The following is a 26,302-nucleotide window of genomic DNA, read 5'->3' as shown; positions in this document are numbered from 1 at the left end:
GCGCGGCACAGTTGATACATTACAGCACGCAAGACATTTCAGCGTTGCAGAACGGGGAATTTTGCGGGGCTTTGCGAAATTATGTGGTCATCGGCTCAACTGCCATGATTACGGAATGTAAAACGCGGAAACATGGCGCCGATTTGCGCCACGGTGCGCGGCGCCGGATAGCCGTGCAGGGGGCGGCCGGCCAGCGCCGCATCCGCGCAGCCTTCGGCACGGAACTGCTGCAGCACGTAATTATCGACGCCTTTGGCGGCCAGGGTGGTGGCCAGGGCCAGCAACTGCTCGTCCGGCAGCAGGTCCGGATGGGTGGTGGTGCGGCACTCGTAGGCGACGCCGCTGGCGAGGATGGCGTCCAGACAGGCGCGCGCCGGGTCGCCGCTGGCGGCCACGCGGGTCACATGACGATAGTCGGCAAACGGCGCCTTGATGTCGAAACCGACCCAGTCGACCAGTGGCAGCACTTCCTGCAGGCGTTGCGGATAGATGCAGGCCGTGTGCAGGCCGATGCCGAAACCCAGTTCCCTGACGTCCTGCATGGCGCGCGCCAGCGCCGGGTCCATGCATGCTTCGCCGCCGCTGAAGACGACGGCGTCGACCAGGCCCGCGCGGCGGCGCAGCCAGGTCAGGACGTCCTGCCAGGGCATGGCGCCTTCCGGCGTGCGGGGCTGCAAGTGCGGATTGTGGCAATAGCCGCAACGCCAGGGACAGCCCTGCACGAACACCACGGCCGCCAGCTTGCCCGGATAGTCGGTGGCGGAAAAGGGCGTCAGGCCGCCCACTTTCAACTCAGCCATGGCAGGCGGGCTGGCCCACGCGGGCGCTCGCTTCCGTAAAATACTGGCGCTCGTGGAATTCTCCCTGCTTGCCGATGTTGAACGAGGCGACGGGGCGGTGGTAGCCCATCACGCGCGTCCAGATTTCGCAGCGCTGGCGTTCGGTGTCGAGCAGGGTGATGGCGGGAGTGAAGTCGGGACGTGCGTTCATGGCGTTTCCTTGAGTGGGTGAGCGAAATCGGACTGCTTGCGGGCGATCAGTTCCGCGTCGCAGGTGGGACAGAATTCATGTTTGCCGGCCAGGTAGCCGTGGCGCGGGCAGATGGAAAACGTGGGCGTGACGGTAATGTAGGGCAGCGAAAAGCGGCTCAGGGCGCGTTTTACCAGCTCGCGGCACGCGCTCGCATCCGACAGCGCTTCCGTCATGTACAGGTGCAGCACCGTGCCGCCCGTATACTTGCGCTGCAGCGCGTCCTGTAATTCCAGCGCCTCGAACGGGTCGTCCGTGTGGCCGACGGGCAGCTGCGACGAATTCGTGTAGTACGGGTTGTCGCTTGTTCCCGCCTGCAGGATGGCGGGATAGCGCTTGCGGTCTTCGCGGGCGAAGCGGTACGTCGTGCCTTCGGCCGGCGTCGCTTCCAGGTTGTACATATGGCCCGTCTCTTCCTGGAAGGCCACCATGCGGGCGCGCACGTGGTCGAGCAGACGTATCGCCAGCGCATGGCCTTCGGCGGACGTGATGTCGTAAGCGTCGCCGCTGAAATTGCGGATCATCTCGTTGATGCCGTTCACGCCCAGGGTGGAAAAGTGATTGCGCAGGGTGCCCAGGTAGCGTTTCGTGTACGGGAACAGGCCTTGCTGCATCAGTTCCTCGATGGTGCGGCGCTTGATTTCCAGGCTGGTCTTGCCCAGTTCCAGCAGGCGGTCCAGGTCGGCCAGCAACGCTGGCTCGTCGCCGCGCCACAAGTGGCCCAGGCGCGCGCAGTTGATCGTCACCACGCCCAGGGAACCGGTCTGCTCGGCGGAACCGAACAGGCCATTGCCCCTTTTGAGCAGTTCGCGCAAGTCCAGCTGCAAGCGGCAGCACATGGAGCGGATCATGTTCGGCTTGAGTTCCGAATTGATGAAGTTCTGGAAGTAGGGCAGGCCGTAGCGGGCCGTCATCTCGAACAGGCGTTCCGCGTTTTCGCTATGCCAGTCGAAATCCTCGGTGATGTTATAGGTGGGGATGGGGAAGGTAAACACGCGTCCCTTGGCGTCGCCCGCCATCATGATCTCGATGTAGGCGCGGTTGATCATGTCCATCTCCGCCTGCAGCTCGCCATAGCTGAAGTCCATCTCCTGGCCGGCGATGACGGGAATCTGTTCGCGCAGGTCGTCCGGGCAGACCCAGTCGAACGTGAGGTTGGTGAATGGCGTTTGCGTGCCCCAGCGCGATGGCACGTTGAGGTTGAAGATCAGCTCCTGCATGTACTGGCGCACGTCTTCGTAGCGCAGGCTGTCCTTGCGGATGTAGGGCGCCATGTAGGTGTCGAAGGAGCTGAACGCCTGCGCGCCGGCCCACTCGTTTTGCAGGGTGCCGAGGAAATTGACGATCTGGCCGATGGCGCTCGACATGTGTTTCGGCGGGCCCGATTCGATCTTGCCCGGCACGCCATTCAAGCCTTCGTGCAGCAGGGTGCGCAGCGACCAGCCGGCGCAATAGCCGGCCAGCATGTCGAGGTCGTGGATGTGCAGCGCCGCTTCGCGGTGCGCCGCGCCCACTTCCGGCGGATACACCTGGTCCAGCCAGTAGTTGGCGATGACCTTGCCCGACACGTTGAGTATCAGGCCACCCAGCGAGTAGCCCTGGTTGGCATTGGCGTTGACACGCCAGTCGCGCCGGTCCAGGTATTCATTGATGGACGCGGCGACATCGACCTGGCCGCGTGTGGGGGAAACTGCATTTGTCGTCATGAAACCTCCAATAAACACAACATGCGGTGTTTTTATGGAGATTAATCACTAAATATAGTGGCGTCAAAGGGTGCGTGCAGTTGCGTGACGAATCCTTGATGCAGGTGAAAAAACCACCTCAACCGGTTTTGTTCCAGCGCGTTTCGCGCAGGATCAGCCAGCTCGCGCAAAAGAACGCGACGCCGCAGGCGGCGATGCTGGCGACGGAGGCGGGCAGCACGTGCGCCCAGATTTCCAGCGGCGAGTAGGTGCTCCAGCTGGCCACGCGTGCGTCGAACGTCACGTAGTTCGCCAGCAGCCAGTAGACGGCCAGCAGGCCCGTGCAGATGGCGGCCTGACGCAGCAGCGGCAGTTGGCGGCGCGCGAACACGGCCAGCAGGAACAGCAGCAGCACGCCCGGATACGCGCCCAGTACTTCCGGCGACAGGACGGAGATGGTCTCTGCGTCATAGCCATCGGCCGGGCCGGCCCACTGCACTTGCAGCGCGGTGAGGAACAGGGTGAGCAGGAAAATCAGCAGCGGTTTGCGGGTCATGGCGGGCAATCGAAGAGGGAGAAAAGTGGGGCATTTTACAGCCAGGTCAAGCAAGTTGAACGCGCGCCAGCCATGCATGCATTCCTTCACCTGCGTCAAGGACTGGGCGGCATGGGCGGGGCTATAGTCTGCACCCTGAGCCGATACAGGACTGTGAATATCATGATGCTTGATTCAACCACCGCCACCCGCGTGGCCGGACCGCTGGAACTGGTCTGCCCCGCCGGCAGCCTGCCTGCCTTGAAAGCGGCCGTCGACAATGGCGCCGACACCGTCTACCTGGGCTTTCGCGATGCCACCAATGCGCGCAATTTCGCCGGCCTCAATTTCGACGAGAAGGCCATCGCCGAGGGCGTGCGCTACGCCCATCAATATGGACGCAAGGTGCTGCTGGCGCTGAACACCTATCCGCAGCCGCACAACTGGGCCGTGTGGCGCAGCGCCATCGACCGCGCCGCGCAAGCCGGCATCGACGCCATGATCGTGGCCGATCCTGGCCTGATGGCGTATGCGGCCCAGCACCACCCGCAGCTGCGCCTGCACCTGTCCGTGCAGGGCTCGGCCACCAACTACGAAGCCATCAATTTTTACCATGAACACTTCGGCATCGCCCGCGCCGTGCTGCCGCGCGTGCTGTCGATGGCGCAGGTCGAGCAATTGATCGCCAAGACGGAAGTCGAGATCGAGGTTTTCGGCTTCGGCAGCCTGTGCGTGATGGTCGAAGGGCGCTGCGCGCTGTCGTCGTATGCGACGGGCGAGGCGCCGAACACGCACGGCGTGTGCTCGCCGGCGAAATCCGTGCGCTGGCTGGAAACGCCGAAGGGCCTGGAATCGCGCCTGAACGGCGTGTTGATCGACCGCTATGCGCCCGGTGAAAACGCCAGCTATCCCACCCTGTGCAAGGGGCGTTTCGAAGTCAATGACGAAGAGTATTACGCCATCGAGGAACCGGCCAGCCTGAACACGCTGGCGCTGCTGCCGCAGCTGATCGCCATGGGCGTGCGCGCCGTGAAAATCGAAGGACGCCAGCGCAGTCCCGCCTATGTGGCGCAGGTGACGCGCGTGTGGCGCGAAGCGATCGACGCCTGCCGCGAAGGTAATGCGCGCTACGCTGTCAAGCCGGGCTGGATGGCGGCCATGGACAAGCTGGCCGAGGGTCAGCAGCACACCTTGGGTGCCTACCACCGCTCTTGGAAATAGCAAAACCTACTGCGCGTTCCGGGGCGTGGCCTGCGATGCTCGCTGTGCTCTAGCACAGCTGCGCTTCTCGGCCTCGCCGCGAACCGCTCGCTACGGTTTTGTAAACTAAAAAAATGGAAAAGACATGTTAAAACTCTCTTTGGGCCCCTTGCTGTACTACTGGCCGCGCGCCACCGTTTTCGAGTTTTACCAGCAGATCGCCGGCACCGCCGTCGATATCGTGTACCTGGGCGAAACCGTCTGCTCGCGCCGGCATGAGGTACGCCTGGCCGACTGGCTCGATATCGCCGACATGCTGGCCGACGCCGGCAAGGAAGTGGTGCTGTCGACGCAGGCGCTGATCGAGGCGGGCGCGGAACTGGCGACCCTGCGCCGCATCACGGGCAATGGCCGCTACGGCGTCGAGGCCAACGACATGGGCGCCGTGCACTGCATGGAAAAGGGCGCGTCCTTCGTCGCCGGTCCCCATTTGAACCTGTTCAACGGCCCCAGCCTGCAATTGCTGGCGCGCCTGGGCGCGCGGCGCTGGGTGATGCCGTTGGAAATGGGGCAGACGGCGCTGGCCGAGATGCAGCGCCAGAAACCGGAAGGGCTGGAGACGGAAGTGTTCGCCTACGGCCGCATGCCGCTGGCGTTTTCCGCGCGCTGCTTCACGGCGCGCAACCGCAATCTGCCGAAGGACGATTGTGGCTACAGCTGCCTGGAAGAGCCGGACGGCCTGCTGCTGCGCACGCGCGATGAAGTGCCGTTCCTCGTGTTGAACGGCACGCAGACGCAGTCGGCGCTGGTCTACAACCTGGTGCGCGAACTCGACGCCATGCGCGACATGGGCGTGGCGGTGGCGCGCATCAGCCCGCAGGCCATGCATACGGAACAGGTGATCGCCATCTTTGACCGCGCCCGCCGCGGCCAGGTCAGCGGGATCGGCGCCCAGGCCCAGCTGGCGGCCTGCCAGCCGGCCGGCGCCTGTGACGGCTACTGGCACGGCCAGCCCGGCATGGAACAGCACGCCGCCCATTGAACGCCTCGAAAGGAAGCACCATGCAAGATCAACTGGAAAGATTGCCCGTCCCGGCCAAGCCGAGTATGAGCAAGCCCGCCGTGTCGTACCGGCTGCCCGAACCGCTGGCCGAATTGCTGTCCAAGCTGCCGCCGTATCCCGCCTCCTGGCTGTTCGTGCAAGGCTTGAACCGTCTGCTGGCGCCGCAATTGCCCGACGACGTGCGGCGTAGCCTGGAAGGGCGCAGCCTGCGCTTGCGGCTGCTGGACGCGGGCATCGCCTTCGATTTCGAGTGGCAGGGCACGGTGTTCGTGGCCGAGCGCTATGTCGACGTGCCGGACCTGTGCATCGCCGCCAGCGTGCATGATCTGATGCTGCTGGCGCGGCGCCAGGAAGATCCGGACACCCTGTTCTTCAGCCGCCGCCTGAGCCTGGAAGGCGACACGGAACTGGGTCTGCTGTTCAAGAATACGCTCGACGCCATCGAGTTGCCGCCGTTCGACTTGCAGGCGCTGGGACCGCGCCGCGTGCTGGCGCATCTGCGCGACCGGGGCGCGCGGGAAGGCTGAGCGGGGAGTTGGCGGCAGCGTTCAGTGGCGGCAGTGGCCGCAGGCGCCGCTGCACGAGGCCAGCTGTTCTTCATCCGTCGCTTCACCCATGAAGCCGGCGTCATTGACGGCCGCCAGCAGGCGTTCCTGCGTGGCCAGCCGTTCGTCGAACTGCACCGTGGCACCGTGGCGCGCCAGCGAGACGCACACGGTGGCCACGCCCGTGACGGCTTCGAGCGCGCCCGTCAGCCTGTCGGCGCAGCCTTCGTGATCCATCCCGATAATATTCAAGCGTGCTGTCTGCATGGGGTCCTCTTGTTTTTCAAATAAAAAAACAGCGTAGGCGAGCGGTGCGCATGCCGTCCAGAGCAGCACGCAAGATTTATTTTCTATTTGGGGTTTTATTGATCTGGATTAATACTCACCCCTCCTGGTCAGCTTGAAAGTGCTGTTGTTTTATACACAGTTGCCGTATTCCAGTCGACAAGCGTGCTCTGCTGCGCGATACTGTCATTCTGATAAGAACGCTATGAAAGCGCTGGAAAGGAGGGGCCATGCAGCGCCGCCCCCTGCTCAAGCTTGCTGCCCTGTGGCCATTGGGCGCGGCCATCGGCGCGGTGCCGCCGCCGCTGCCGCTCGTGTATCCGCGTCACCAGGCGCTCGATGATCCGCAGCAAGGTTATGTGACGGCCTTGCTGCAACAGGCGCTGGCCCGTTCGGGCCAGGCCTATGCCTTGCGCCGCTCCGAATTGCGCATGGTGCAGACACGCGCGATGCAGGAAATCGCCACGGCCTCGGGCGGCGTCGACGTCGTCTGGGCCATGACGAGCCGCGCGCGCGAAACGCAATTGTTGCCAGTGCGCATCCCCATCGACCGCGGTTTGATCGGCTGGCGCGTGGCCCTGATCCAGGCCCGCCAGCCGCAGCTGCTGCGCGGCGTGCGCAGCATTGGCGCCCTGGCGCGGCTATCGGCCGGTCAGATGCGCGACTGGCCCGATTCCGCCATCCTGCAGGCGAATGGCTTGCGCCTCGATACCTCGAGTACCTATGAGGGCCTGTTCCAGCAACTGGCGGCGGGGCGCATCGATTACTTTCCCCGTTCCGTGATCGAGGCGCAAAGCGAGCTGGCCAGCCATGCGCACTTGCCGCTGGCGCTCGACACGCACCTGGTCATCCGCTACCCGGCCGCGCTGTACTTTTTTGTCGGCCGGCACCGGCCGGAACTGGCGCGCCACATTGAAAGGGGACTGGAAACCATGCTCGCCGATGGCAGTTTTGCACAACTGTTCCATCGCCATTTCGGTCGCCTTGCGGAGGCTTTGCAACTGTCCTACCGGTACGTGCTGGAACTGGCCAATCCCGACTTGCCGGAGGAGACGCCTTTGGTGCGCAAGGCCCTTTGGTATCGTCCAAAACATCACTAGTAGTTTTATTGATCAGTGTCAAACAACCGCTTCAATCGTGCGCAGGATGTTTGATGAAACGCAAGGTGAGTTCAACAGAACACCTGTTGACACTTGTAAATTTTTCACCGAACATGATTCCTCGTAACAACATTTCTCCGGCGCAAGCGTTTACCGCAGGTGCCGTGCAGGATCCGTGCGCCCGTTCAACAGCCAGCTGCCGTCAGCCGCCGAACGCTCTGTTCTCTTGTAACCATCCGTTATCTTTTCGAAGGTTTGTCCATGCTCGATTCGATCACGTCCGTATTGCACCAGGTGCCGGAACTGGCCCTGTTCCTGGCGCTGGCGCTGGGCTATGCGGTAGGGCAGATACGTTTCGGCCCGATCCAGCTGGGCGGCGTGTGCGGCACCCTGATCGCCGCGCTGCTGATCGGCCAGCTGGGCATCACCCTGGACGCCAGCGTCAAGAACGTCTTTTTCATGCTGTTCATCTTTGCCCTCGGTTATGCGGGCGGTCCCCAGTTCTTTGCCAACCTGAATGCCAAGGGCTTGCGCCTGGGCCTGCTGTGCCTGATCGAGGTGGTGGTGGTGCTGGGACTGGTGCTGCTGGCCACGCGTTTCCTTGGCCTGGATCAGGGCACGGCAGCCGGCATGATGGCGGGCGCGGCGACGGAATCGGCCGTCGTCGGCACGGCCACGGACGCCATCTCGAAGCTGGCGCTGCCGGCCGCCCGCATCGCCGAGCTGCAGGCCAACGTGGTGACCGCGTATTCCATCACATATATTTTCGGCCTGATCGCCATCGTCATCGCCACCAGCCAGATTTTTCCGCTGTTGTTGCGCGTCAACCTGCGCGAGGAAGCCGATAAATTGTGGGAAAAGATGGGCGGCGCGCAGACTGATGGCGATGGCGTGCAGGCCACGCCGGAAATGGTGGGCCGCGCCTACCGCATCAGCCGTGGCGCGGGACGCCGTCTCGACGCCTTGCAGCATATTTTTGCGGGCCGCGCCAGCATCACGCGCGTGCGCCGGCATGGCAAGGTATTGCCTTTGGAACCGGAATTGCGCCTGCGTAATAACGACGAAGTGCTGGTGATCGGCCACCGTCCCGCGCTGGTGGCGGCCGAAGCCATCCTGGGCGAGGAATTTGCCGACACGACGGGCTTGAACATGGCCGTCTCCGCCGTCGAAGTGGTGCTGCAGCAAGCCGCACTGGTGGGCCAGTCCCTGCGCCAGCTGGCCTTGCCAACCGGCGTGCACGTGGCTGCCGTCGTCCGTGGCGAGCACAGCATGCCGCCCTTGCCCGATCTGGCCCTGCAGCGCGATGACGTGCTGCGCCTGTACGGCACGACGGAAGGGCGCGAGCTGAACACGGCGCTGGCCGCCATCGGCAAGCGCGTGCCCACGGGCGACCGCAGCAATATCGTCTACGCCAGCATCGGCATCGTGCTGGGCGTGGTCATCGGCGGCTTCAGCGCCAAGCTGGGCGGCATCCCGTTTTCGCTGGGCACGGGTGGTGGCGCCTTGCTGACGGGCCTCGTGTTCGGCTGGTACCAGGCGCGAAAGCCTGGCATGCCGGGCATCCATCCCAGCGCGCTCGACATGATGAAGGATATCGGCCTGGCCACCTTCATCGCCTGCGTGGGCCTGGCGTCGGGGCCGCAGGCGATCGACCTGATCCGCCAGTACGGGTTGTCGCTGCCGCTGATGGGCGTGTTGATCGCCGTCATCCCCGCCTCGCTGTCCTTGCTGGTGGGGCACTTTTTCCTCAAGCTGGAAGCGCCCGTGCTGTTGGGCGCCATCGCCGGCCAGCAGTGCAGCACGCCAGCCCTGTCCGCCGTGCAAAACGCGGCCGGCAATTCCACGCCCTTGCTGGGCTACACGATTACGTATGCCATCTCGAACGTGGTGCTGCCGCTGCTGGGGCCGCTCATCGTGGCACTGGCGGGGTCGGTGCACGCATAAGTAATCAGCAAGGGCACACGCAGTAAAGAATTCCTTCAACACGAAAGGCGGTCCGCATGGAATGGTTGCATGAGTTATTCAAGAAGTCGCCTGAAATTGCCTTGTTCCTCTCCCTGGCAGCGGGTTATTACATCGGCAAGATCAAGTTCGGCTCGTTTCAGCTGGGCGGGGTCGCCGGTTCACTGCTGGTGGCGGTACTCGTCAGCCAGGTAGGCGTCGCCATCGATCCTGGCGTCAAGTCGGTGCTGTTTGCCCTGTTCATTTATGCCGTCGGCTATGAAAGCGGGCCGCAGTTCTTCAACTCGCTGGGGCGCCAGTCCGTGCGCGAAATCATCCTGGCCGTCGTGCTGGCCGTGACGGCGTTGCTGACGGTGGTCATCCTGGCCAGGGTCTTTGGCCTGGACAAGGGCCTGGCGGCCGGCGTGGCGGCGGGCGGCTTGACGCAGTCGGCCATCATCGGCACGGCTGGCGACGCGATCACCAAGCTGGGCCTGGCGGCCGACGAGGTGGCGCGCCTGCAGGGCAACGTGGCCGTCGGCTATGCCGTCACGTATGTGTTCGGCTCGTTTGGCGCCATCATCGTCTGCGTCAATATCTTGCCAAAGCTCATGGGCCGCACCATCCGCGAAGATGCGATCAAGGCGGAAACGGCGCTGCAGGCGGGCGTGCAGGTGCTGGGGCCAGGCCAGACGCCGGCCGCGCCTGATTTGATCGGCCGCATCTACGACGTGGGCCCCGGTGCCGGCCGCTCCGTGGCGGACATCGAAAGCGCCAATCCGAACACGGCCATCACTATCGAGCGCGTGAAACGCAATGGCCAGATCATCGACGTCAGCCCTGACCTGGTGCTGGCGGCCGACGATATCGTGCTGCTGGTGGGCCGTCGCGAAGCCATGCTCAGCGTCTCTTCCCAGCTGGGCAAGGAATTGCTGGCCGTCGAAGGCATGGAACTGGTGATGCAGCGCCGCGACATGGTGCTGACCAACAAGGTTTACCACAACAAGACGGTGGGCGAGATCCGCAGCGCGACGGCGCCGGGCGTGCGCCACGGCATCTTTGTCGTGCAGCTGAGCCGTATGGGCAAGATCCTGCCCATGCAAGCGGAAACCGTCGTGCAGACGGGCGACGTGGTGACCATTTATGGCGCCGAGCAGGACGTCAAGCGTGTGGCGGCCGAAGTGGGCTACATGATCGTGCCGAGTGCCAAGACGGACTTCGTCTACATGGGCGCCGGCCTCGTCGTCGGGCTGCTCGTGGGCTTGCTGGTGGCGCGCATCGGTTCGATTCCGCTGACCCTGGGCAGCGGTGGCGGCGTGCTGCTGTCGGGCCTGGTATTTGGCTGGTTCCGCGCCAAGCGCCAGACGTTCGGCTATATGCCCAGCGGCGCCGTGCAAATCCTCAAGGACCTGGGCCTGGCCGGCTTTGTTGCCGTCGTCGGCCTCACGTCGGGACTGCAAGCCGTGCAAACCGTGCGCGAACACGGCCTGACCCTGTTTGGCGTGGGCGTGGTGGTCACCATCCTGCCGATGATTTTGACCATGCTGATCGGCCGCTACATCTTGCGTTATGACAACGTGGCCGTGTTTGCTGGGGCCTTGTCCGGCTCGCGCAGCGCCAATCCCGCGTTCGGCGAAGTGCTGAACGCGGCGCAAAACTCGATTCCCACCGTACCGTTTGCCATCACGTATGCCTTGGCCAACGTTTTCTTGACCTTGCTGGGGCCGCTGATTGTGGCCTTCGTCTGAGTCTGCATGTGTTGGCAAGAACCTTCAAAATTATCAGTCTGATAAGGAGTAGTAAAAATGGATTTCAGTAACCCAAGCAAACTCGCCCTGTTGAGCCCCTTCGAACTGAAGGATGCGCTGATCCAGACGGCCAAGCAAAGCAACCGCCTGATGCTCAATGCGGGCCGCGGCAACCCGAATTTCCTGGCGACCACGCCGCGCCACGGTTTCTTCCAATTCGGCCAGTTCGCCATGACGGAAGCGGAACGTTCCTATGTCTATATGGGCGACGTGGGCGGCTTCCCCACGCGCGACGGTATCGAGGCGCGCTTTGAAATCTTCGTGCGCAAACACGAGGGCAATCCGGGCGTGCATTTCATCGAGGCGGCAGTGTCGTATGTGCGCGACCAGCTGGGCTTGAGCGCAGGCGATTTCCTGTATGAGATGTGCGAAGCGATTCTGGGCTGCAACTATCCGGTGCCGGACCGCATGCTGCGCCTGTCCGAGAAAATCGTCGGCCAGTATATCCACCGTGAAATGATCGGCGACCATCCGTTTGTCGGCAACTTCGACATGTACGCCGTCGAAGGCGGCACGGCCGCCATGACGTATCTGTTCGCCAGCCTGAAATCGAACCACATCATCCAGGAAGGCGACACGATCGCCCTGGGCATGCCGATCTTCACGCCGTACATCGAAATTCCCCAGCTCAATGATTACAAGCTGAACACCGTGCACATCGATGCGCCGCAATCGAACAACTGGCAATTCACCAAGAAGGAACTGGACAAGCTGCTTGACCCGAAAGTAAAAGCCTTCTTCCTCGTCAATCCCAGCAATCCGCCCTCCGTCAAGATCGATGACGAAACCCTGGAATACATCGCCAAGATCATCAAGAAGCGTCCGGACCTGATCATCCTGACCGATGACGTGTACGGCACCTTTGCCGACAATTTCGTCTCGCTGTTCGCCATTTGCCCGTTCAACACCATCCTCGTGTATTCGTTCTCGAAATACTTCGGCGCGACGGGCTGGCGCATGGGCGTGGTGGCCACGCATGAGAACAATGTGCTCGACGCCAAGATTGCCAAGTTGCCGGAAACCATCAAGAAGCAGCTCGACGCGCGCTATCACTCCATCACCACGGAGCCGCGCGAACTGAAATTCATCGACCGCCTGGTCGCCGATAGCCGCACGGTGGCGCTGAACCACACGGCCGGCCTGTCCACGCCCGTGCAGGCGCAGATGACCTTGTTCTCCCTGTTCTCGCTGATGGATGAAGAGCAAAAGTACAAGCAGTCGATGAAACGCATCGTGCTGCGCCGCAAGGAAGCGCTGTACCGCGAGCTGGGCTTGCCGATGGTGCACGACGCCAATTCCGTGCGTTACTACCATCTGCTGGACATGGAATCGCTGGCCGCGCAGATGCATGGCGTGGAGTTTTCGCAGTGGCTGCTGAAAAAACTCAAACCCAACGAAGCGCTGTTCCGCCTGGCCGAGGAAACGGGCGTCATCCTGCTGCCGGGCCGCGGCTTCGGCACCACGCACCCGTCCGGCCGCGTGTCGCTGGCCAACCTGAACGAATACGATTACGCCAACATCGGCCGCGCCATCCGCAACATGGCGTCCGAGTTCTTTGCCGTGTTTGAAAAGGAAAAAGAGAAGGGGAGTAAAAAGGCCAAGAAGTAAGCCAAAAGCAGATAAGCTGCTGGATGCTTGAGCTCAACGGGCGCCCCGCAAGAGGCGCCCGTTTTTATATGCCAGTCTGGTAACCAATAGTGCAGGCTGGAATAGACATCCGTGGATATAATTGCTATTGTGAAAGTATAAACATGGCAACCCCGTGCTTTCCCCTCATTCATTGACTGGACGCTACATGGGCAGATTGCAAGGACACTTATCATTATTGCTGGCGAGCGCGCTGGGCGTGGCAGTGCCCGCCCTGGCGGAGCCGCTGACATTCAACGAGGCGCTGCAGCAAGCGGCCAAGGCTTCGGGCGCCGTGCAGGGCGCCGCGCTCGACGTGCGCGCAAAAACATTGAAGGCGGAAGCCTTGTCGAATATCGATGGTCCTTCCGTGGACTTGACGGCGTTTCGCGGCCGTTTGTCGACGGACTTGAATATCGATACGAGCGGCTTGTCCGGCGTGGTGGGCGGCATCGAATCCGTGCTGCCGCCGATTCCCGGCTTGCCTACGCCGCATATTCCCAATTCCCTGAACCGCGAAGTGGTGACGGACCTGACCTCGTTCGGCTTGCTGGGCATGTGGCCCATCTACACGGGCGGGCGCCTGGACGCCGTCAAGGGACTCGCATCGAGCCTGACCCTGGCCGCGCAGGCCGAGCGCACGGAGGCGGAAGAGCAGCTGGCCACCCTGGTGGCGCAGCGCTATTTCCAGTTGCTGCTGGCCAAAAGAGTGGTAGCCGTGCGGGCCGAAGTGACGGCTGGCGTGACGCAGCACCAGCGCGACGCGGCCAGGCTGGAAAAGGGCGGCCTGATTTCGCGCGCGGAACGCCTGCGCGCCGACGTGGCCCTGGACAGCGCCCGCAGCGACGAAGCGCAGGCGCGCAGCGACGAGGAAATCGCCCAGGTGGCGCTTGACCGTTTGCTTGCCGTCAGCACGCAAGTGCTGCCCAGCACGCCGCTGTTCGTCAACAGCTTGCCGGTCGGCACCTTGCAATCGTTCATCAGCACGGGCATGCGGGAAAACGCGAACTGGAAAAAGATCGACAGCAAGCGCGTGCAGGCCGAGCAAGCCTTGAAGCTGCATGGCAAGGAATACGCGCCCACCGTCTTTGCCATCGGTAATTACAATTTAAATCGCGGCAATGAAAAACTCGTGCGCTCGAACTGGGCCATCGGCCTGGTCGTGTCCGTACCGCTCGTGCACCGCATCAATACGGGCAAGATGATCGCCGCCGCCAAGCTGGACCAGGAGCGGGTGGAAGTGGTGGCGCGCCAGGCCGAGCGCGACATTCCCACCCTGATCGAAAAGAACTGGCGCGCGCTGGAAAACGCCCGCATTCAGTACCTGTCCACGGCCTCGTCGGTGGAACTGGCGCGCGAAAATATCCGCTTGCAAAAAGTTGCCTTCCAGCAAGGACAAGTGACGTCGCTGGAAGTGGTCGACGCGCGCCTGAACCTGGCCAAGGTCGAGACCCAGCGCGCGCAGACGGCCTATAACTATGTGATGGGCCTGGCGCAATTGCTGGAAGCGACGGGCGAGACGCAGCGCCTGGGCAGCCTGGCCGCCGCGGCCGATATCCAATTACCTGTGGACAAATAATAATGAGTACCTCCAAAAAACCATTGGCCATAGTCGCCGGCATCGTTATCCTGGGGTTCGTCGGCTGGGGCCTGTATCAGGCGTTCCAGCCGCAGCGTCTGCCTTTGCAGGGGCAGATGGATGCGCAGGAAGTCAATGTGTCGTCGAAAGTGCCGGGCAGGGTGGGCGAGCTGTACGTCAAGCTGGGCCAGACGGTGCCGAAAGGTGAGCTGCTGTTCCAGCTGACGAGTCCGGAAGTGGACGCGAAGATCGCCCAGGCCACGGCCGCCACGCAAGCGGCCGATGCCGTGGCGCAAAAGGCGCAAGCCGGTGCGCGTCCGGAAGAAGTCGCGGCCGCCAAAGCCAACTGGGAGCGGGCCCAGACGGGGGCGACCATTGCCAAGACCACGTATACCCGCGTCAACAATATGTACGAGCAAGGCGTGATCGCCCAGCAGAAACGCGACGAGGCGCAAGCGCAATGGCGCGCCGCCGACCAGCTGGCGCAAGCGGCCCGCGCCCAATATGACATGGCGCAAAAGGGCGCCCGTCCGGAAGACAAGACGGCCGCCGCCGCCCAGGCGCGGCAGGTGGGGGCCGTGCTGACGGAAGCGCAGATCGCTCTGGCCGAGACGAAGATCGCCGCGCCCGTGGCGGGCCAGGTCAGCAAGATCCAGATACAGCCCGGTGAACTGGCGCCGCAGGGCTTTCCTGTGATTACCCTGGTGAACCTCGATGACGCCTGGGCCGTGCTGCAGGTGCGCGAAGATGAAATGGCCGCGTTTGCCATGGACAGCACGCATACGGCGAATGTGCCGGCGCTGAAACAGCAACTGAGCTTCAAGGTCAGTTCGATCGCCGTGCTGCCGGACTTCGCCACGTGGCGCGCGGCCCGTCCGGGCGGCACGGATTTGCGCACGTTTGAAATCCGCTTGCGTCCCGCCATCAAGGTCGAGGGCTTGCGTCCGGGCATGTCGGTCGTGTTTCCACCGCTCTGATACTAGATGAGCGAGATTGACAAAGAGCAGCCGGCGGCGCTGGCACGCGAGTGGCGGCGCTTGCGCGGCGACTTCTGGGACTTTGGCATGCTCAGCTGGATTCCGGTTGTGCTGTGCGGCATGTTGTGGCTGGTGTTTTCCGCCGGCATTGCGCGCGACTTGCCCATCGTCGTCATCGATAACGATAACTCCACTTTGTCGCGCCAGCTCACGCGCTGGCTCGACGCCTCGCCTGGCATCGAGGTGGCGGCGAAAGTGGCGTCCAGCGACGAAGCCTTGCATCGCTTGCGCGAACGCACGGCGTTTGGCTATCTGGTCATCCCCAACGATTTCGAGCAGAAACTGCTGGGCGGACGCCAAGCCACCGTGCAATGGCTGTACAACGCGCAGTTTTCCTCGCACGCGGGCGCCTTGCTGCGCGACGTGCGCACGGTCAGCACGACCTTGTCGGCCGGCATCGAGATGACGGCAAGGGTGAAAAAGGGCATGTCGGGCGTGCAGGCTGCCGCCCAGTTCGAACCGATACGCACGACCTTGAACAGTTTATACAACGAGAACACCAGCTATGAAGCGTTCCTGACCCTGGCCCTGATGCCGGCCATGCTGCAGATTTTCATCGTCGTCGCCGTCGTCACTTCCATCGGACGCGAGTTGCGCGACGGCACAGTGCCGCAGTGGCTGGCCTCGGCGAAGGGCAGCTGGCTGCGCGCCATCGGCGCCAAGCTGCTGTTTCCCTTGCTTGCTTATTTTGCGCTGGCGCTGCTGTACCTGCTGTTCTTCAGCCTGGCGCGGGGCTGGGCCGTGGCGGGCAGCTTGCCGGCCTTGCTGTTGAGCATGCTGCTGCTGGTGCTCGCCTATTGTGGCCTGGCCACTTTGCTGATCGCCGCCACCGTGTCCCTGCGCCTGGCGCTGTCCGGCGCCGCCTTCATCACGGCGCCGGCCTTCGCGTTTGCGGGCCAGGCCTTTCCCTTGATGGCCATGCCGGCGCCAGCGCGCGCCTGGGCGGAAGCCTTGCCGCTCACGCATTATCTGCAGTTGCAAACGAAATATTGGCTGGCTGGCGCGCCGTGGCGTTATGGTGTGCAGGAAATGCTGATACTGGCCGGCTTTGCCATCGGCTGCGGCGCCGTGGGCGTGTTCCTGCTGGCGCGCCGCGCGAATGCGCCGGCCGCCTGGGGACGCACATGATGTGGCAATCCTTCCTCGCCACATGGCGCGCCATGCTGACAGACAAGGGCGCGCTGACCTTGTTGTTCATCGGCGGCATCATCTATTCCTTCTTTTATCCGCTGCCGTACTCGACGGAAATCGTCCAGCGCGTGCCTGTGGCGGTCGTCGACCAGGACCGAAGCGCCATGTCGCGCCAGCTGACGCGCTTTGCCATGGCCCATCCCTCGCTGCAGCTGATCGCCGTCACGCCGGACCTGCCCGTCGCGCAAGATTTATTGTGGCGCGACAAGGTCATGGGCGTGCTGATCATTCCCGACGGCTTGCAGACGGACGTGCTGGCTGGGCGCGCCGCCCATGCCCAGGTGGCGGGCAACGGCTTGTATTTGATGCTCAACAAGGTGGCCTTGAACGGGCTGGCCGAGGTGGTGGGCACGGTCTCGGCCGGTATTGAGCTCAAGCGTTTGGGTGCGGGTACGCCATCGACCATCCAGGCCAACCAGCAGCGCTCGCCCATTGCCTTTGACGCCGTGCCCCTGTTTAACGTCAAGGAAGGCTATGGCGCGTATGTCGTGCCCGGCGTGGCCACCCTGATCGTGCAGCAGACCTTGCTGATCGGCATGACCATGCTGTTCGGCACCTGGTACCAGCGCAAGAGTTTCCCCGTGGCCGGCAAGCGCACGACGGGTGGTTATATCGGCATGCTGCTGGCGTTTGCCTGCGTGGCTTTCCTTAACTGCTGCTATTTCTTCGGCTTCGTCTTCTGGTTCCAGGATTACCCCCGTGGCGGCAACTTCGGCGGCATGCTCTTGCTGCTGGTACTGTTTTCGCTGGCGGAAGCGGCCTTCGGCATGCTGCTGGGCATGCTGTTCCGCACGCGCGAACGGGGCACGCAGCTGATGATCGCCACCTCGATGCCGGTGCTGTTCCTCGCGGGCCTGACGTGGCCCGTGTCGTCCATGCCCGTCGTGCTGCAATGGCTGCGCTGGCTGCTGCCATCCACGGCCGGCATCCAGGGCTTTGTCGCGCTCAACCAGATGGGCGCCTCATTGTATGAAATCCGCCATGAGGTGGCGGGCTTGCTGGCCTTGTTGCTGGCCTGCGTGGTGCTGGGCTGGTGGCGTTGGCGCAGGATGGAGGAAACCGGTGTTGATTTGAACAAGGCGTAACTGGGCCGATATGCAATAATTTCGTTTCCACATTAAATAACAACGCCTGACAAAATCGTAGCGAGCGGAAGGGAGTTGCGGCCGAGAAGCGCAACTGTACGAATGTACAGTGAGCATCGCAGGCCGTGAATACCGACGCGCAGTAGGTTTTGACAGGCGTTAGCCAATCATGTCTGCTTTTAATTTGTTCCAGCGCCTGTCCCAAGCCCCTACCAAGCCCAAGGCGGCGCCTGCCGCGCGGCAGTTCGACGTGGCGGATTTGTACCAGGGGCCCATCGCGCTGGGAGCGGAAGGCGAGACGCAAGCGCGGCCTTTCGATGAAAAGCTGCGCCAGGCCTATTTTTGGATCGTCAACCACGCCATCATCAGTCCCCATTACGACATCGAGTACAACGACGGCCCATCGCAGACATATTCCGTGGGCGACAGCCGGCGCACCCTGAATTTGCCATCGGCGCAAAGCTATTCCAGTTTTATTTTGCTACCCCTGCTGACCTTCGCCACGCGCCGCAAATGCCTGTTCGTCGGCGGGCCGGGAAGGGGCAAGACGGCCAGCGCCTTGCTGATGGGCGTTCTGGCCGGTTCCACCGTCAAGGAAGTCAAGCGCGCCATGCAGCACGGCCATCCGCAGATGACGGTGGCCGACTTGCTCGGCAATCCGCTGCCGGCCGATTTGGTCAACGCGCAAAGCATGGACGATATCCGCATCGCCTGGCGCGCCTGGCTGGGCATGCGCGTGAAAATCGTCGATGAATACAACCGCATCCCCACGCGCACGCAAAGCGCGCTGCTCACCGTCATGGGCGACAATTACGCGGAAGTGCTGAACCACATTTACGAATGCCCGGAAGCGGCCTGGTATCTGACGGCCAACGATGACCAGGGCGGCGGCACCTACCAGGTGATCGAGGCGCTGCGCGACCGGGTCGATGTGACGGTGCAGGCGCTGGCTTTCAACCCGCGCTTTTTGAATGAACTGCTGCTGCGCGTGGAAGAAAACGTGCGGCCCGAAGAGTTGGTGCCGCCCGATATCATCTTCACGGAAAGCGAGGTCGATCAGATCGGCGCATCCATCCGCCAGGTGGTCATACCGGACGCCGTGCGCCGCCGTCTGGAATTCTTTGCCAGCCAGTTCGAGCTGTTCGAGACGGCCGGCGGCCAGTTCGAATACATGACCAAGGATACGGCCCGCCTGGCCGGCGCCGACCGTGGCGCCGCGCAGGCGGCCGACAATGGGCGCGACCGCCTGAAGGACCTGGGCTGCCAGACTCTCAATGGCATTTCCGTGCGCACCCTGATGGCACTGATGATCTACGCCAAGGCCATGGCGTATTTCCGCGGCAATGGCGAAGTGGAGCTGGAAGACTTGCGCCAGGTGCTGCCGTTTGTCCTGCATAACAAGCTGCAGCCGGACCCGGACGCGCCATTTTTCGCGCTGCCGGAAAACGCCGCCTACCGCAGCGACAGGCTGGGCTGGCTGCGCCGCCTGTTCGATTTGTCGAACGATGAATTCAACCGCCTGGATCTGGATCGCGATGATCCAGTGGGCGTGCTGTCCGCCGAATTCGACCTGGGCCTCGATGGCGTCAGCGAGCGCGAGACACTGGCGCGCCTGAACCGCATTGAAAAGCTGATCGGCGAACGCACCAAGGGGAGAAAGCTGTATGGTCCCCTGTACGACGACCTGTTGAAACTCAAGTATCTGCACCAGCGCTATACGAATTACCGCAGCTGGCTGCGTTCGCAATGAGCGTCCTTCGCTGTCAAGGCTTCCTGGAAGCGCTGGCTCTGCTCAATAGTGAAGCGAGCGACCTGTGCGCGAGCTACGAGTTGCAGCGCCTGCCCGCTGCGCCCGATTTGACAACGGCGCTGGGCTTGCGCGTGGAGGATTACGCCTTGAACGTCATCGTACCCGCACGCGACTTGCCGGCAGCCCTGTGGCACATCGCGGCGGTGCCGTGCGGGCGCGCGCACCTGGAGCAGGTATGCCAGCGCTGGTTTTTCTCGTCGGATCACATGCAGGCGGCGCCTGCCGGGCGTTTCCGCGCGCATCTGGTGGCCGCCTTCCTGGCATCGCTCGACGAGGTGCCCGGTGATTTTTCCCTGCACGCCGTGACGATGATGCCACCAATGTGGTACGCGATCCACTGGGACGAGATCGCGTTCGAACTGGGGGATGAACGCTATCTGCTGCACTTTTCGCACAGCGACTGAAAGGCTGCGATGATTTCTCCTGCCTTCGCATCGATACTTGCCAGCGGCCGTGCCCAGTTCAATGCGCGCGCTGTGGAAGCGCGCCGGCGCTTTCCCTCGCTCGATATGACCGCCTTTGGCGTCTTCTTGCACGACGGCGTCGATCCGCTGGTGCAGGCCGTGGTAGCCGCCGCGCCCGAGCGCGTGGGCGGGGTGACCCTGGCCGCCTATGACATGGCCCTGGAACTGGTGGGCCATGGCCTGGCCGGTCCGGCGGCGAAAAACCCGTTCCTGAATACCGTCTGGCGCGAGCTGGCGCCGCAGCTTTCTACGCTGCTGGCGACGGCGCCCATCGACGTGCTGGGCATGCTCAGCAACGCCGCCGTCCACATCGCCTCCGTGGCGGGGGCGCGTCCCGCGCAATGGCAGCGCGAGCTGGCCGCCCTGGCGCCGCAGATCGCCACGCTGGCGCAGCTGCGCGCCGTGGGCCAGGTGCTGGCGTGGCGCGCCGGCGTCGCGCATTTCCGCCTGGGGGCGCTGGCCGCCGCCGACACCTTGCCGCCCGCGCTGGCGCTGGCCGCCTTTGGCGAACCGGGCGCGCAGTGGCCGCAGGTGCATGCGCAGCTCATGGCGAATCCATGGCGCGGCAATGCCGAGGGCAGGGAATTCGGCAGCTTCAGCGGCCTCGGTGGCGCTTTCGGCACGCCGCCGCAAGTGCGCGCCACGGTGGACGGTTGCGGCTTTGCTGTGCGCAGCGCCGAGCGCCACTACTTGCTGGTGGCCGACGCCTATGGCGCCGTGCTGCACAGCGCCACGGCGCAGGAGTTCGAGCAAGCGCCAAGTGCCCCGCCAGCGTCCGTGCGGCTCGATGGGGCCACCGTGCATATCGGCGCGCGCAGCATCGCGCTCGACCTGCCGGCCGGCGACATCGCGCTTGCCGCGAATGCGCACACCTTGGCCATCACGTCGCCGTGGACGCACGCGATCCGCCTGCTGCCGCTCGCATGAAGACGTCCGCCGACACCGCGCTGATCGACAACTGGCGCGCCGCCTGGCCCGAGGCCCTGGCCGTGTGGAGCAAGTTCACGCGCTTGCGCGACCCCAGCCTGTGCGCCAGCCGCGTTGAGGCCAGCAAGCAGGGCTTGTCCGGCAGCTTTGCCATGATCCGTTTGCTGGACCAGAGCGTGGTGGTGGACTTGCCGCTGGTGACGGAGCTGGGCTTGCAAGACTATGCGCTGGAAGTGCTTGCCCATGAAATTGGCCACCACATCCTCGCGCCGGGCAGCGCCAGCGACCAGTTTCGCCTGCTGGCGCGCATGCGCCGCGCCTTGCCCACGCTGGAGCAGCACGCGCCCATGGTGGCCAACCTGTACACGGACCTGTTCATCAACGACCGCCTGCAGCGCCAGGCGAATCTGCGCATGGCCGATATCTATCGCAAGCTCGAGCAGGGGCGCTCTGTGGAGGCCAAGTCCAGCGGCGGCGTGTGGACCCTGTACATGCGCATCTATGAAAACCTGTGGCAGCTGGAAAAGGGCGAATTGGGAGGCGGCCAGGCCGACGAACGCCTCGACACGGACGCCTGGCTGGGCGCGCGCCTGATCCGCGTCTACGCGAACGACTGGATGCTGGCGGCGGGCCGCTTTGCCACCTTGCTGCTGCCTTACCTGGTGGAAGACACGGATGCGTTGAGCCCGAGCCGCTATCTGCTCGACACGCGCGATGCGGCCCGTGGCTGCCAGACGTATGGCGCACAGCAGATCGAGGATGACGAGGCGGACGGCGCCATCCACCCCGTGCACGACAAGCGCATCTCTGGCCTTGATGGCGAGGAACCTGTGACCGAGGCGCCCGCCAGGCCGGGCGGCGGCCAGTTGCGCGAACCGTTCGAACTGGGCGATATCTTAAAGGCGTCTGGCGTAAACCTGAGCGACCATGAAATCGCCATCCGCTACTACCGCGAGCGGGCCTTGCCGCACCTGGTGGCGTTTCCCAGCCGCCCCGCGCCCGAATCGCAGGAGCCGCAGATGGAAGGGCTGGAACCATGGGAAATCGGCGACCCTCTGGAAGACATCGACTGGCTGCAATCCGTGATGCAGTCGCCGCGCCCCGTGCCCGGTGTGACCACCGTGCGCCGCGTGTACGGCCGCGAACCGGCGCGCGCCATCGATGCCGTGCCCGTCGACCTGGACATGTACGTGGACAGTTCCGGCTCCATGCCGAACCCGCAGGCGCACACCTCGTTTTTGACACTGGCTGGCGCCGTCATCGCCTTGTCGGCTCTGCGCGCCGGCGCGAAAGTGCAGGTGACCCTGTGGAGCGGCAAGAACGAAGTGATGCAAACGCCCGGTTTCGTGCGCGATGAAGACCTGATCCTGGGCGTGCTGACAGAATTTTTCGGCGGCGGCACCTGCTTCCCCATCCACCGCCTGCGCCAGACCTATGCGGCAAAGCGCGAGCGGCCCGCGCACATTTTGATGATTTCCGACGATGGCATCACCACCATGTTCGACAAGGATGAATTGGGTAACAGCGGCTGGGATATTTCCGCCAAGGCGCTGGCGCAGGGCGGCGCGGGCGGCACCATGGCGCTGAACCTGGAGCGCGACTGGGAGGGCGCTGCCAGCCACACGTGGCTGCAGAAAACCTACGACGATTTGAAGCGCGCGCGCCGCGAACAGGGCTGGGATATCCACGCCGTCGAGCGCTACGAGGACTTGCTGGACTTTGCGCGGGCGTTCAGCCGGCGCCACTATATACAACAATGATATGCATACTCACGGTCCCCACCTCGAAACCCTGACCCACCGCCTGGCCGACACGCCCGTCGAATTCCTGGCCGAGCCGCGCATCGCTGGCGTCGCCAATGCGCAGGCCGTGGCCGTGGCCGCGCTGGTCAACGACATTTTGCTGCTGCATGGCGCCCGCGCGCCGGCCGCGTCACTGCAGGGTTTTATCGGCGCGCAAGTGAAGGCGGACCGCAACCGGCTGGCGCTGGCCATGATCCTGTGCTGGCTGCTGGCCGACGACTGGTTCACCGGCCAGCAGTTGCCGCAGCACGATTTGTTGCAGTTGCTGGGCGAGGCGGCGCGTGAACTGGCCGCTGCCACGCCGGCCCACCAGTTCACGCAAGACCCCGAGCGGCGCGAGGAACTGGCGCGCATCGTGCTGGCGCGCCTGGGCTTTCGACCTTGCGACGAAAGCGTGGCGCAGGCCACGGATCGATTGTCCGCCATTAGCGGTACGGAGCGCCGTCGCCTGCTCGAGGCGAGCCGGCTGGCCGAGCAGCGCGCGCGGGAAATCCGCGAAGCGCTGGCGAAAAAGGCGGCCGAGGAATCGGCCGACAAGTGGTCGCGCGAATGAGCGTGGATGTCAATCTGCCGGGCGGCGCCTGGAAATCGGACCACGACTACTGTCCCACCCTGACGCCAGCGGGTGCGCGCATGCTGGAAAAACTGCGCAGCCATCCCGCGGCGCCCGTCTACCGCAACCGCAGCGGCAACAAGCTTCTCGCTGCGGAGGTGGAAGCCTTGCGCGCCTACGAGCAGGAAGTCATGCAGGCTGTCGTCGCTTGGAACGATGCCGCGCCGCCGCCCTGGCTGGCGGATTTTCTCAGGACAGTCTATGTCACGGTGCCGCATTACCGCGCCTGCGGTTCGCCGCCTTCCCGCCTTGCGGACGTGGCGCCCATCAGCCGCGCCGAGCTGGCGCACGACATCGCCGCCTTCGTGCCCGATGATGCGGATCTTTCGCGCATGATCAATTTCCAGACGACGGGCACTACGGGCCATCCGCTGCTGATCGCTTCCCACCCGCTGGTGGCGGGCCGCTACCTGGCCTTCCACAAGCGCGCGCTGCACCGCTTCGGCGTGATTCTGCGCCATGGCGCGGGGCAGGTGGGCGTGATGCTGCTGGGGCACCAGCGCCGCTGCTTCACCTATGTCTCCGTCACGCCGACGATGAACGAATCTGGCTTGGCGAAGATCAACCTGCACCCGGATGACTGGCGCGACCCGGAGGACCGCGCGCGCTACCTGGACGCCATGGCGCCGGAGCTGATCGCGGGCGACCCCATCTCGTTTGCCGAGCTGCTGACTCTGTCCATGGCGCACAAGCCGGCTGCATTGATGTCCGTGTCGATGATGCTGTTGCCCGGCATGCGCGCGCGCCTGGAAGCGCGCTTCGGCTGTCCCGTGCTCGACATCTATTCGCTCAATGAAGTGGGACCGGTCGCCGTCTACGATGAACGGGCGGGTGGCCACGTGCTGCTGCAGCACCGGCTGTACGTGGAAATCCTCGATAGTGCGGGCCAGCCCGTGCCCGATGGCACGCGCGGCGAAATCACGGTGACAGGCGGCTTCAATTTCTGCCTGCCCCTGGTGCGCTACCGCACGGGCGATTATGCTTCGTTGGCGCATGGCCCGCACGGTCCCGTGCTGGTGGGGCTGGCCGGGCGCAGTCCCCTGCGCTACAGGACGGTCAAGGGCGAGTGGATCAACAATATCGACATCACGCACGCCCTGAAACCGCTGGCCATCGCCCTGTTTGGCGTGCACCAGCATGGCGATGGCGCCATCGCGCTGCGCCTGGCGCCGGGCGCCATGCCGCAGGCCGACCAGGCGCGCACCTTGCTCGCGCCTTTTTTCGGCACCATCACGGTCGAGACTTTGCTGGCGGAAGACAAGATCATTCAATACACCTCGGATTTGCAGGAAGCAGTGGCATGAACCTTTACAAGCGCGGCCTCGTGGTCGGCAAATTTTGCCCGCTGCACCAGGGCCACGAACTGTTGATCAACCGTGCGCAAGACGCCAGCGAAGAACTGCTGGTGGTCAGCTACACCAAGCCTGAATTTTCGGGCTACGAGCCGGCGCGCAGGGAACGCTGGCTGCGCGCGCAATTTCCGCAGGCGTACATCGTCGTGCTGGACGATGCGCGCCTGGCCGCCCTGTGCGCCGCACGCGGCGTGCCAGCGCGCGCGTTGCCGCACAACGATGACGATGGCGAGCTGCATCGCCACTTCATGGGCTGGCTATGCTGGACGGTGCTGGAATTGCCCGTCGACGCCGTCTTCACCAGCGAAGACTATGGTCCAGGCTTTGCGCAAGTGCTGCAGCAGCATTATGCGCGGGGCACGGTGGCGCACGTGAGCGTGGACGAGGCGAGAACCGCGGTGCCCGTATCGGGCACACTGGCGCGGCAAGACCCGCATGCGCACGGCGCCTTTCTGTCGCCCATCGTGCGCGCCGATTTTGTCACGCGCGTGTGCGTGCTCGGTGGCGAATCGAGCGGCAAGACAACCTTGGCGCAAGCGCTGGCGGTACATTTCGGGACGGCCTGGGTGGCTGAATATGGCCGCGAGCTATGGGAAAGCCAGGATGGCATATTGAACTATGACGATCTGCTCAAGATCGGCCGGGAACAGCTGCGCCGCGAAGCGCAGGCGCTATTGGCTGCGCGGCGCTGGCTGTTTTGCGATACCTCGCTCATGACGACGTATTTCTACTGCGTCGAGATGTTCGGCAAGGCCGAGCAGGAACTGGCGCAGCTGGCCGAACACCGCTATGACCTGGTGCTGCTGTGCGCCCCTGACTTCCCCTTCATCCAGGATGGCACGCGCCGCGACGAGGATTTCCGCGCGCGCCAGCATGCGTGGTACCGGGACGAGCTGGCGCGGCGGGGGATTGCCTATATCGATGTGTCAGGCACGGTGGCCGACAGGGTCAGGCAGGTGGCGCAAGTATTGCGCTGACCGCTGCCAGGATATCATCGGAAAACGCGGCGTCGTCGACGGCGCGCGCCAGCGCCACGGCGCCCACCATGGCTGACAGCATGACGATGGCGTCCTGCCGCGGGTCGCGCTTTTTCCGCCACGGGAAATGCGTGGCCAGCTTGCCGATGATGGCTTTCAGGTGGACGGTAAAGGCAGGGCGCACGGCCGGCTGCTTGCGCGCGTCGCCGGCCAGTGCAGCCAGCAGACAGCCATCGCCCGGCGCATCGCGGTGGGCCGTGCTCACGTAATCGCGCACGTACTGGCGCATCGCTTCCGGGCTTGCCGTTGCAGCATCGAGCGCCACGCGCGAATGTTCCGAGCCATGCAGGGTGCTTTCGGCCATCAGCGCTTCCTTCGAAGCGAAGTGGTTGTAGAAGGGGCCGTGGGTCAGCCCCGTCGCCTGCATGATCTGTCCCACGCTGACGCCGTCATAGCCCTTTTCACGGAACAGCCGCGCCGCTTGCGTCAGGATGCGCTGGTGCTTTTCGGCGGTTTCTTCGGCGGGATAACGCATGGCAGGCTCCTGATCGCGATGTAAAAATAATGGTTGACATCATACATGATGTTCGTCATGCTTCAACACATTAAACATGACGATCGTCATATTTAATGTGTTGAAGCATGATG

At 63.7% G+C, this 26,302-nt stretch carries 24 protein-coding genes; 18 read left to right on the top strand and 6 right to left on the bottom strand.

From position 1 onward, the window contains the following. Positions 1-95: 95 nt before the first annotated feature. The 4 genes from SJI03_RS22200 to SJI03_RS22185 all read right to left on the bottom strand — a co-directional run bounded on the left by SJI03_RS22200 (position 96) and on the right by SJI03_RS22185 (position 3,270). Positions 96-800, bottom strand: a complete 705-nt coding sequence (locus SJI03_RS22200; protein ID WP_322428616.1) for an anaerobic ribonucleoside-triphosphate reductase activating protein — start codon at positions 798-800, stop codon at positions 96-98. Further along, positions 793-990, bottom strand: coding sequence for an anaerobic ribonucleoside-triphosphate reductase (nrdD, locus tag SJI03_RS22195; protein ID WP_086147637.1), 198 nt, complete (start codon positions 988-990; stop codon positions 793-795). The genes SJI03_RS22200 and nrdD overlap by 8 nt, the downstream gene beginning before the upstream one ends. Further along, on the bottom strand, positions 987-2,735 hold the full coding sequence (locus SJI03_RS22190) for a ribonucleoside triphosphate reductase (RefSeq protein ID WP_322428615.1): 1,749 nt from the start codon (positions 2,733-2,735) through the stop codon (positions 987-989). Before SJI03_RS22190 ends, nrdD begins: the two co-directional genes overlap by 4 nt. Before the next feature lie 118 nt (positions 2,736-2,853). Further along, positions 2,854-3,270 (bottom strand): hypothetical protein, encoded by a 417-nt coding sequence (locus SJI03_RS22185; RefSeq protein ID WP_099380268.1) that lies wholly within the window; start codon positions 3,268-3,270, stop codon positions 2,854-2,856. A 162-nt stretch (positions 3,271-3,432) separates the two neighbouring features. Between SJI03_RS22185 and ubiU the strand changes: the two genes are divergently transcribed. The 3 genes from ubiU (at position 3,433) to ubiT (ending at position 6,039) form a co-directional block, all read left to right on the top strand. Next, on the top strand, positions 3,433-4,470 hold the full coding sequence (gene ubiU / locus SJI03_RS22180; protein ID WP_416208778.1) for a ubiquinone anaerobic biosynthesis protein UbiU: 1,038 nt from the start codon (positions 3,433-3,435) through the stop codon (positions 4,468-4,470). A 124-nt stretch (positions 4,471-4,594) separates the two neighbouring features. Beyond that, entirely contained in the window at positions 4,595-5,491 is an 897-nt protein-coding gene (gene ubiV, locus SJI03_RS22175; RefSeq protein ID WP_322428614.1) for a ubiquinone anaerobic biosynthesis protein UbiV, read from the top strand. A gap of 20 nt (positions 5,492-5,511) precedes the next feature. After that, positions 5,512-6,039, top strand: coding sequence for a ubiquinone anaerobic biosynthesis accessory factor UbiT (gene ubiT, locus SJI03_RS22170; RefSeq protein ID WP_099380266.1), 528 nt, complete (start codon positions 5,512-5,514; stop codon positions 6,037-6,039). 21 nt (positions 6,040-6,060) lie between these two features. Here ubiT and SJI03_RS22165 read toward each other — a convergent pair whose 3' ends face one another. Next, positions 6,061-6,324: a heavy-metal-associated domain-containing protein gene (locus SJI03_RS22165; RefSeq protein WP_077402408.1), complete on the bottom strand. Its 264-nt coding sequence runs from the start codon at positions 6,322-6,324 to the stop codon at positions 6,061-6,063. A gap of 248 nt (positions 6,325-6,572) precedes the next feature. Here SJI03_RS22165 and SJI03_RS22160 point away from each other — a divergent pair, with 248 nt between their 5' ends. The 15 genes from SJI03_RS22160 to SJI03_RS22090 all read left to right on the top strand — a co-directional run bounded on the left by SJI03_RS22160 (position 6,573) and on the right by SJI03_RS22090 (position 25,654). Further along, positions 6,573-7,442 carry a transporter substrate-binding domain-containing protein gene (locus tag SJI03_RS22160; protein ID WP_322428613.1) on the top strand — a complete coding sequence of 290 codons (870 nt, stop codon included), beginning with the start codon at positions 6,573-6,575 and terminating at the stop codon, positions 7,440-7,442. Positions 7,443-7,703: 261 nt separating this feature from the next. Then, complete coding sequence (gene aspT / locus SJI03_RS22155; protein ID WP_322428612.1) at positions 7,704-9,386, top strand: aspartate-alanine antiporter; 1,683 nt, start codon at positions 7,704-7,706, stop codon at positions 9,384-9,386. 56 nt (positions 9,387-9,442) lie between these two features. Next, on the top strand, positions 9,443-11,131 hold the full coding sequence (gene aspT / locus SJI03_RS22150) for an aspartate-alanine antiporter (RefSeq protein WP_322428611.1): 1,689 nt from the start codon (positions 9,443-9,445) through the stop codon (positions 11,129-11,131). A gap of 57 nt (positions 11,132-11,188) precedes the next feature. Beyond that, on the top strand, positions 11,189-12,799 hold the full coding sequence (locus SJI03_RS22145) for a bifunctional aspartate transaminase/aspartate 4-decarboxylase (RefSeq protein WP_322428610.1): 1,611 nt from the start codon (positions 11,189-11,191) through the stop codon (positions 12,797-12,799). A 187-nt stretch (positions 12,800-12,986) separates the two neighbouring features. Next, positions 12,987-14,396, top strand: a complete 1,410-nt coding sequence (locus SJI03_RS22140) for a TolC family protein (RefSeq protein ID WP_322428609.1) — start codon at positions 12,987-12,989, stop codon at positions 14,394-14,396. 2 nt (positions 14,397-14,398) lie between these two features. Next, positions 14,399-15,373 carry an HlyD family secretion protein gene (locus SJI03_RS22135; protein WP_322428608.1) on the top strand — a complete coding sequence of 325 codons (975 nt, stop codon included), beginning with the start codon at positions 14,399-14,401 and terminating at the stop codon, positions 15,371-15,373. Between the two features lie 6 nt (positions 15,374-15,379). Further along, entirely contained in the window at positions 15,380-16,561 is a 1,182-nt protein-coding gene (locus SJI03_RS22130; RefSeq protein ID WP_322428607.1) for an ABC transporter permease, read from the top strand. After that, the gene (locus SJI03_RS22125) at positions 16,558-17,709 is read left to right on the top strand and encodes an ABC transporter permease (RefSeq protein ID WP_322428606.1); all 1,152 of its coding nucleotides are present in this window, start codon (positions 16,558-16,560) and stop codon (positions 17,707-17,709) included. Before SJI03_RS22130 ends, SJI03_RS22125 begins: the two co-directional genes overlap by 4 nt. A gap of 169 nt (positions 17,710-17,878) precedes the next feature. Next, positions 17,879-19,459 (top strand): AAA family ATPase, encoded by a 1,581-nt coding sequence (locus SJI03_RS22120; protein WP_322428605.1) that lies wholly within the window; start codon positions 17,879-17,881, stop codon positions 19,457-19,459. Continuing rightward, a complete protein-coding gene (locus SJI03_RS22115) occupies positions 19,456-19,923 on the top strand; it encodes a hypothetical protein (RefSeq protein ID WP_322428604.1) in 468 nt (155 codons plus the stop codon). Before SJI03_RS22120 ends, SJI03_RS22115 begins: the two co-directional genes overlap by 4 nt. Positions 19,924-19,932: 9 nt before the next feature. Continuing rightward, a complete protein-coding gene (locus SJI03_RS22110) occupies positions 19,933-20,910 on the top strand; it encodes a hypothetical protein (protein WP_322428603.1) in 978 nt (325 codons plus the stop codon). Beyond that, complete coding sequence (locus SJI03_RS22105) at positions 20,907-22,670, top strand: VWA domain-containing protein (protein ID WP_322428602.1); 1,764 nt, start codon at positions 20,907-20,909, stop codon at positions 22,668-22,670. Before SJI03_RS22110 ends, SJI03_RS22105 begins: the two co-directional genes overlap by 4 nt. A gap of 1 nt (position 22,671) precedes the next feature. Further along, positions 22,672-23,265 carry a hypothetical protein gene (locus SJI03_RS22100; RefSeq protein WP_322428601.1) on the top strand — a complete coding sequence of 198 codons (594 nt, stop codon included), beginning with the start codon at positions 22,672-22,674 and terminating at the stop codon, positions 23,263-23,265. Positions 23,266-23,267: 2 nt separating this feature from the next. Beyond that, a complete protein-coding gene (locus tag SJI03_RS22095) occupies positions 23,268-24,629 on the top strand; it encodes a capsule biosynthesis protein CapK (protein ID WP_322428600.1) in 1,362 nt (453 codons plus the stop codon). Then, positions 24,626-25,654 carry an AAA family ATPase gene (locus SJI03_RS22090; protein ID WP_322428599.1) on the top strand — a complete coding sequence of 343 codons (1,029 nt, stop codon included), beginning with the start codon at positions 24,626-24,628 and terminating at the stop codon, positions 25,652-25,654. Before SJI03_RS22095 ends, SJI03_RS22090 begins: the two co-directional genes overlap by 4 nt. On the opposite strand, the gene SJI03_RS22085 is transcribed toward SJI03_RS22090, so the two are convergent. Next, the gene (locus tag SJI03_RS22085) at positions 25,626-26,189 is read right to left on the bottom strand and encodes a TetR/AcrR family transcriptional regulator (RefSeq protein WP_322428598.1); all 564 of its coding nucleotides are present in this window, start codon (positions 26,187-26,189) and stop codon (positions 25,626-25,628) included. The two genes, SJI03_RS22090 and SJI03_RS22085, sit on opposite strands and share 29 nt — an antisense overlap. Positions 26,190-26,302: the final 113 nt, after the last annotated feature.

Origin of the sequence: Janthinobacterium sp. GMG1 (assembly GCF_034427795.1) — a bacterium.
GTDB lineage: Bacteria > Pseudomonadota > Gammaproteobacteria > Burkholderiales > Burkholderiaceae_D > Janthinobacterium.
This window is presented reverse-complemented; position numbering and strand designations above follow the sequence as displayed.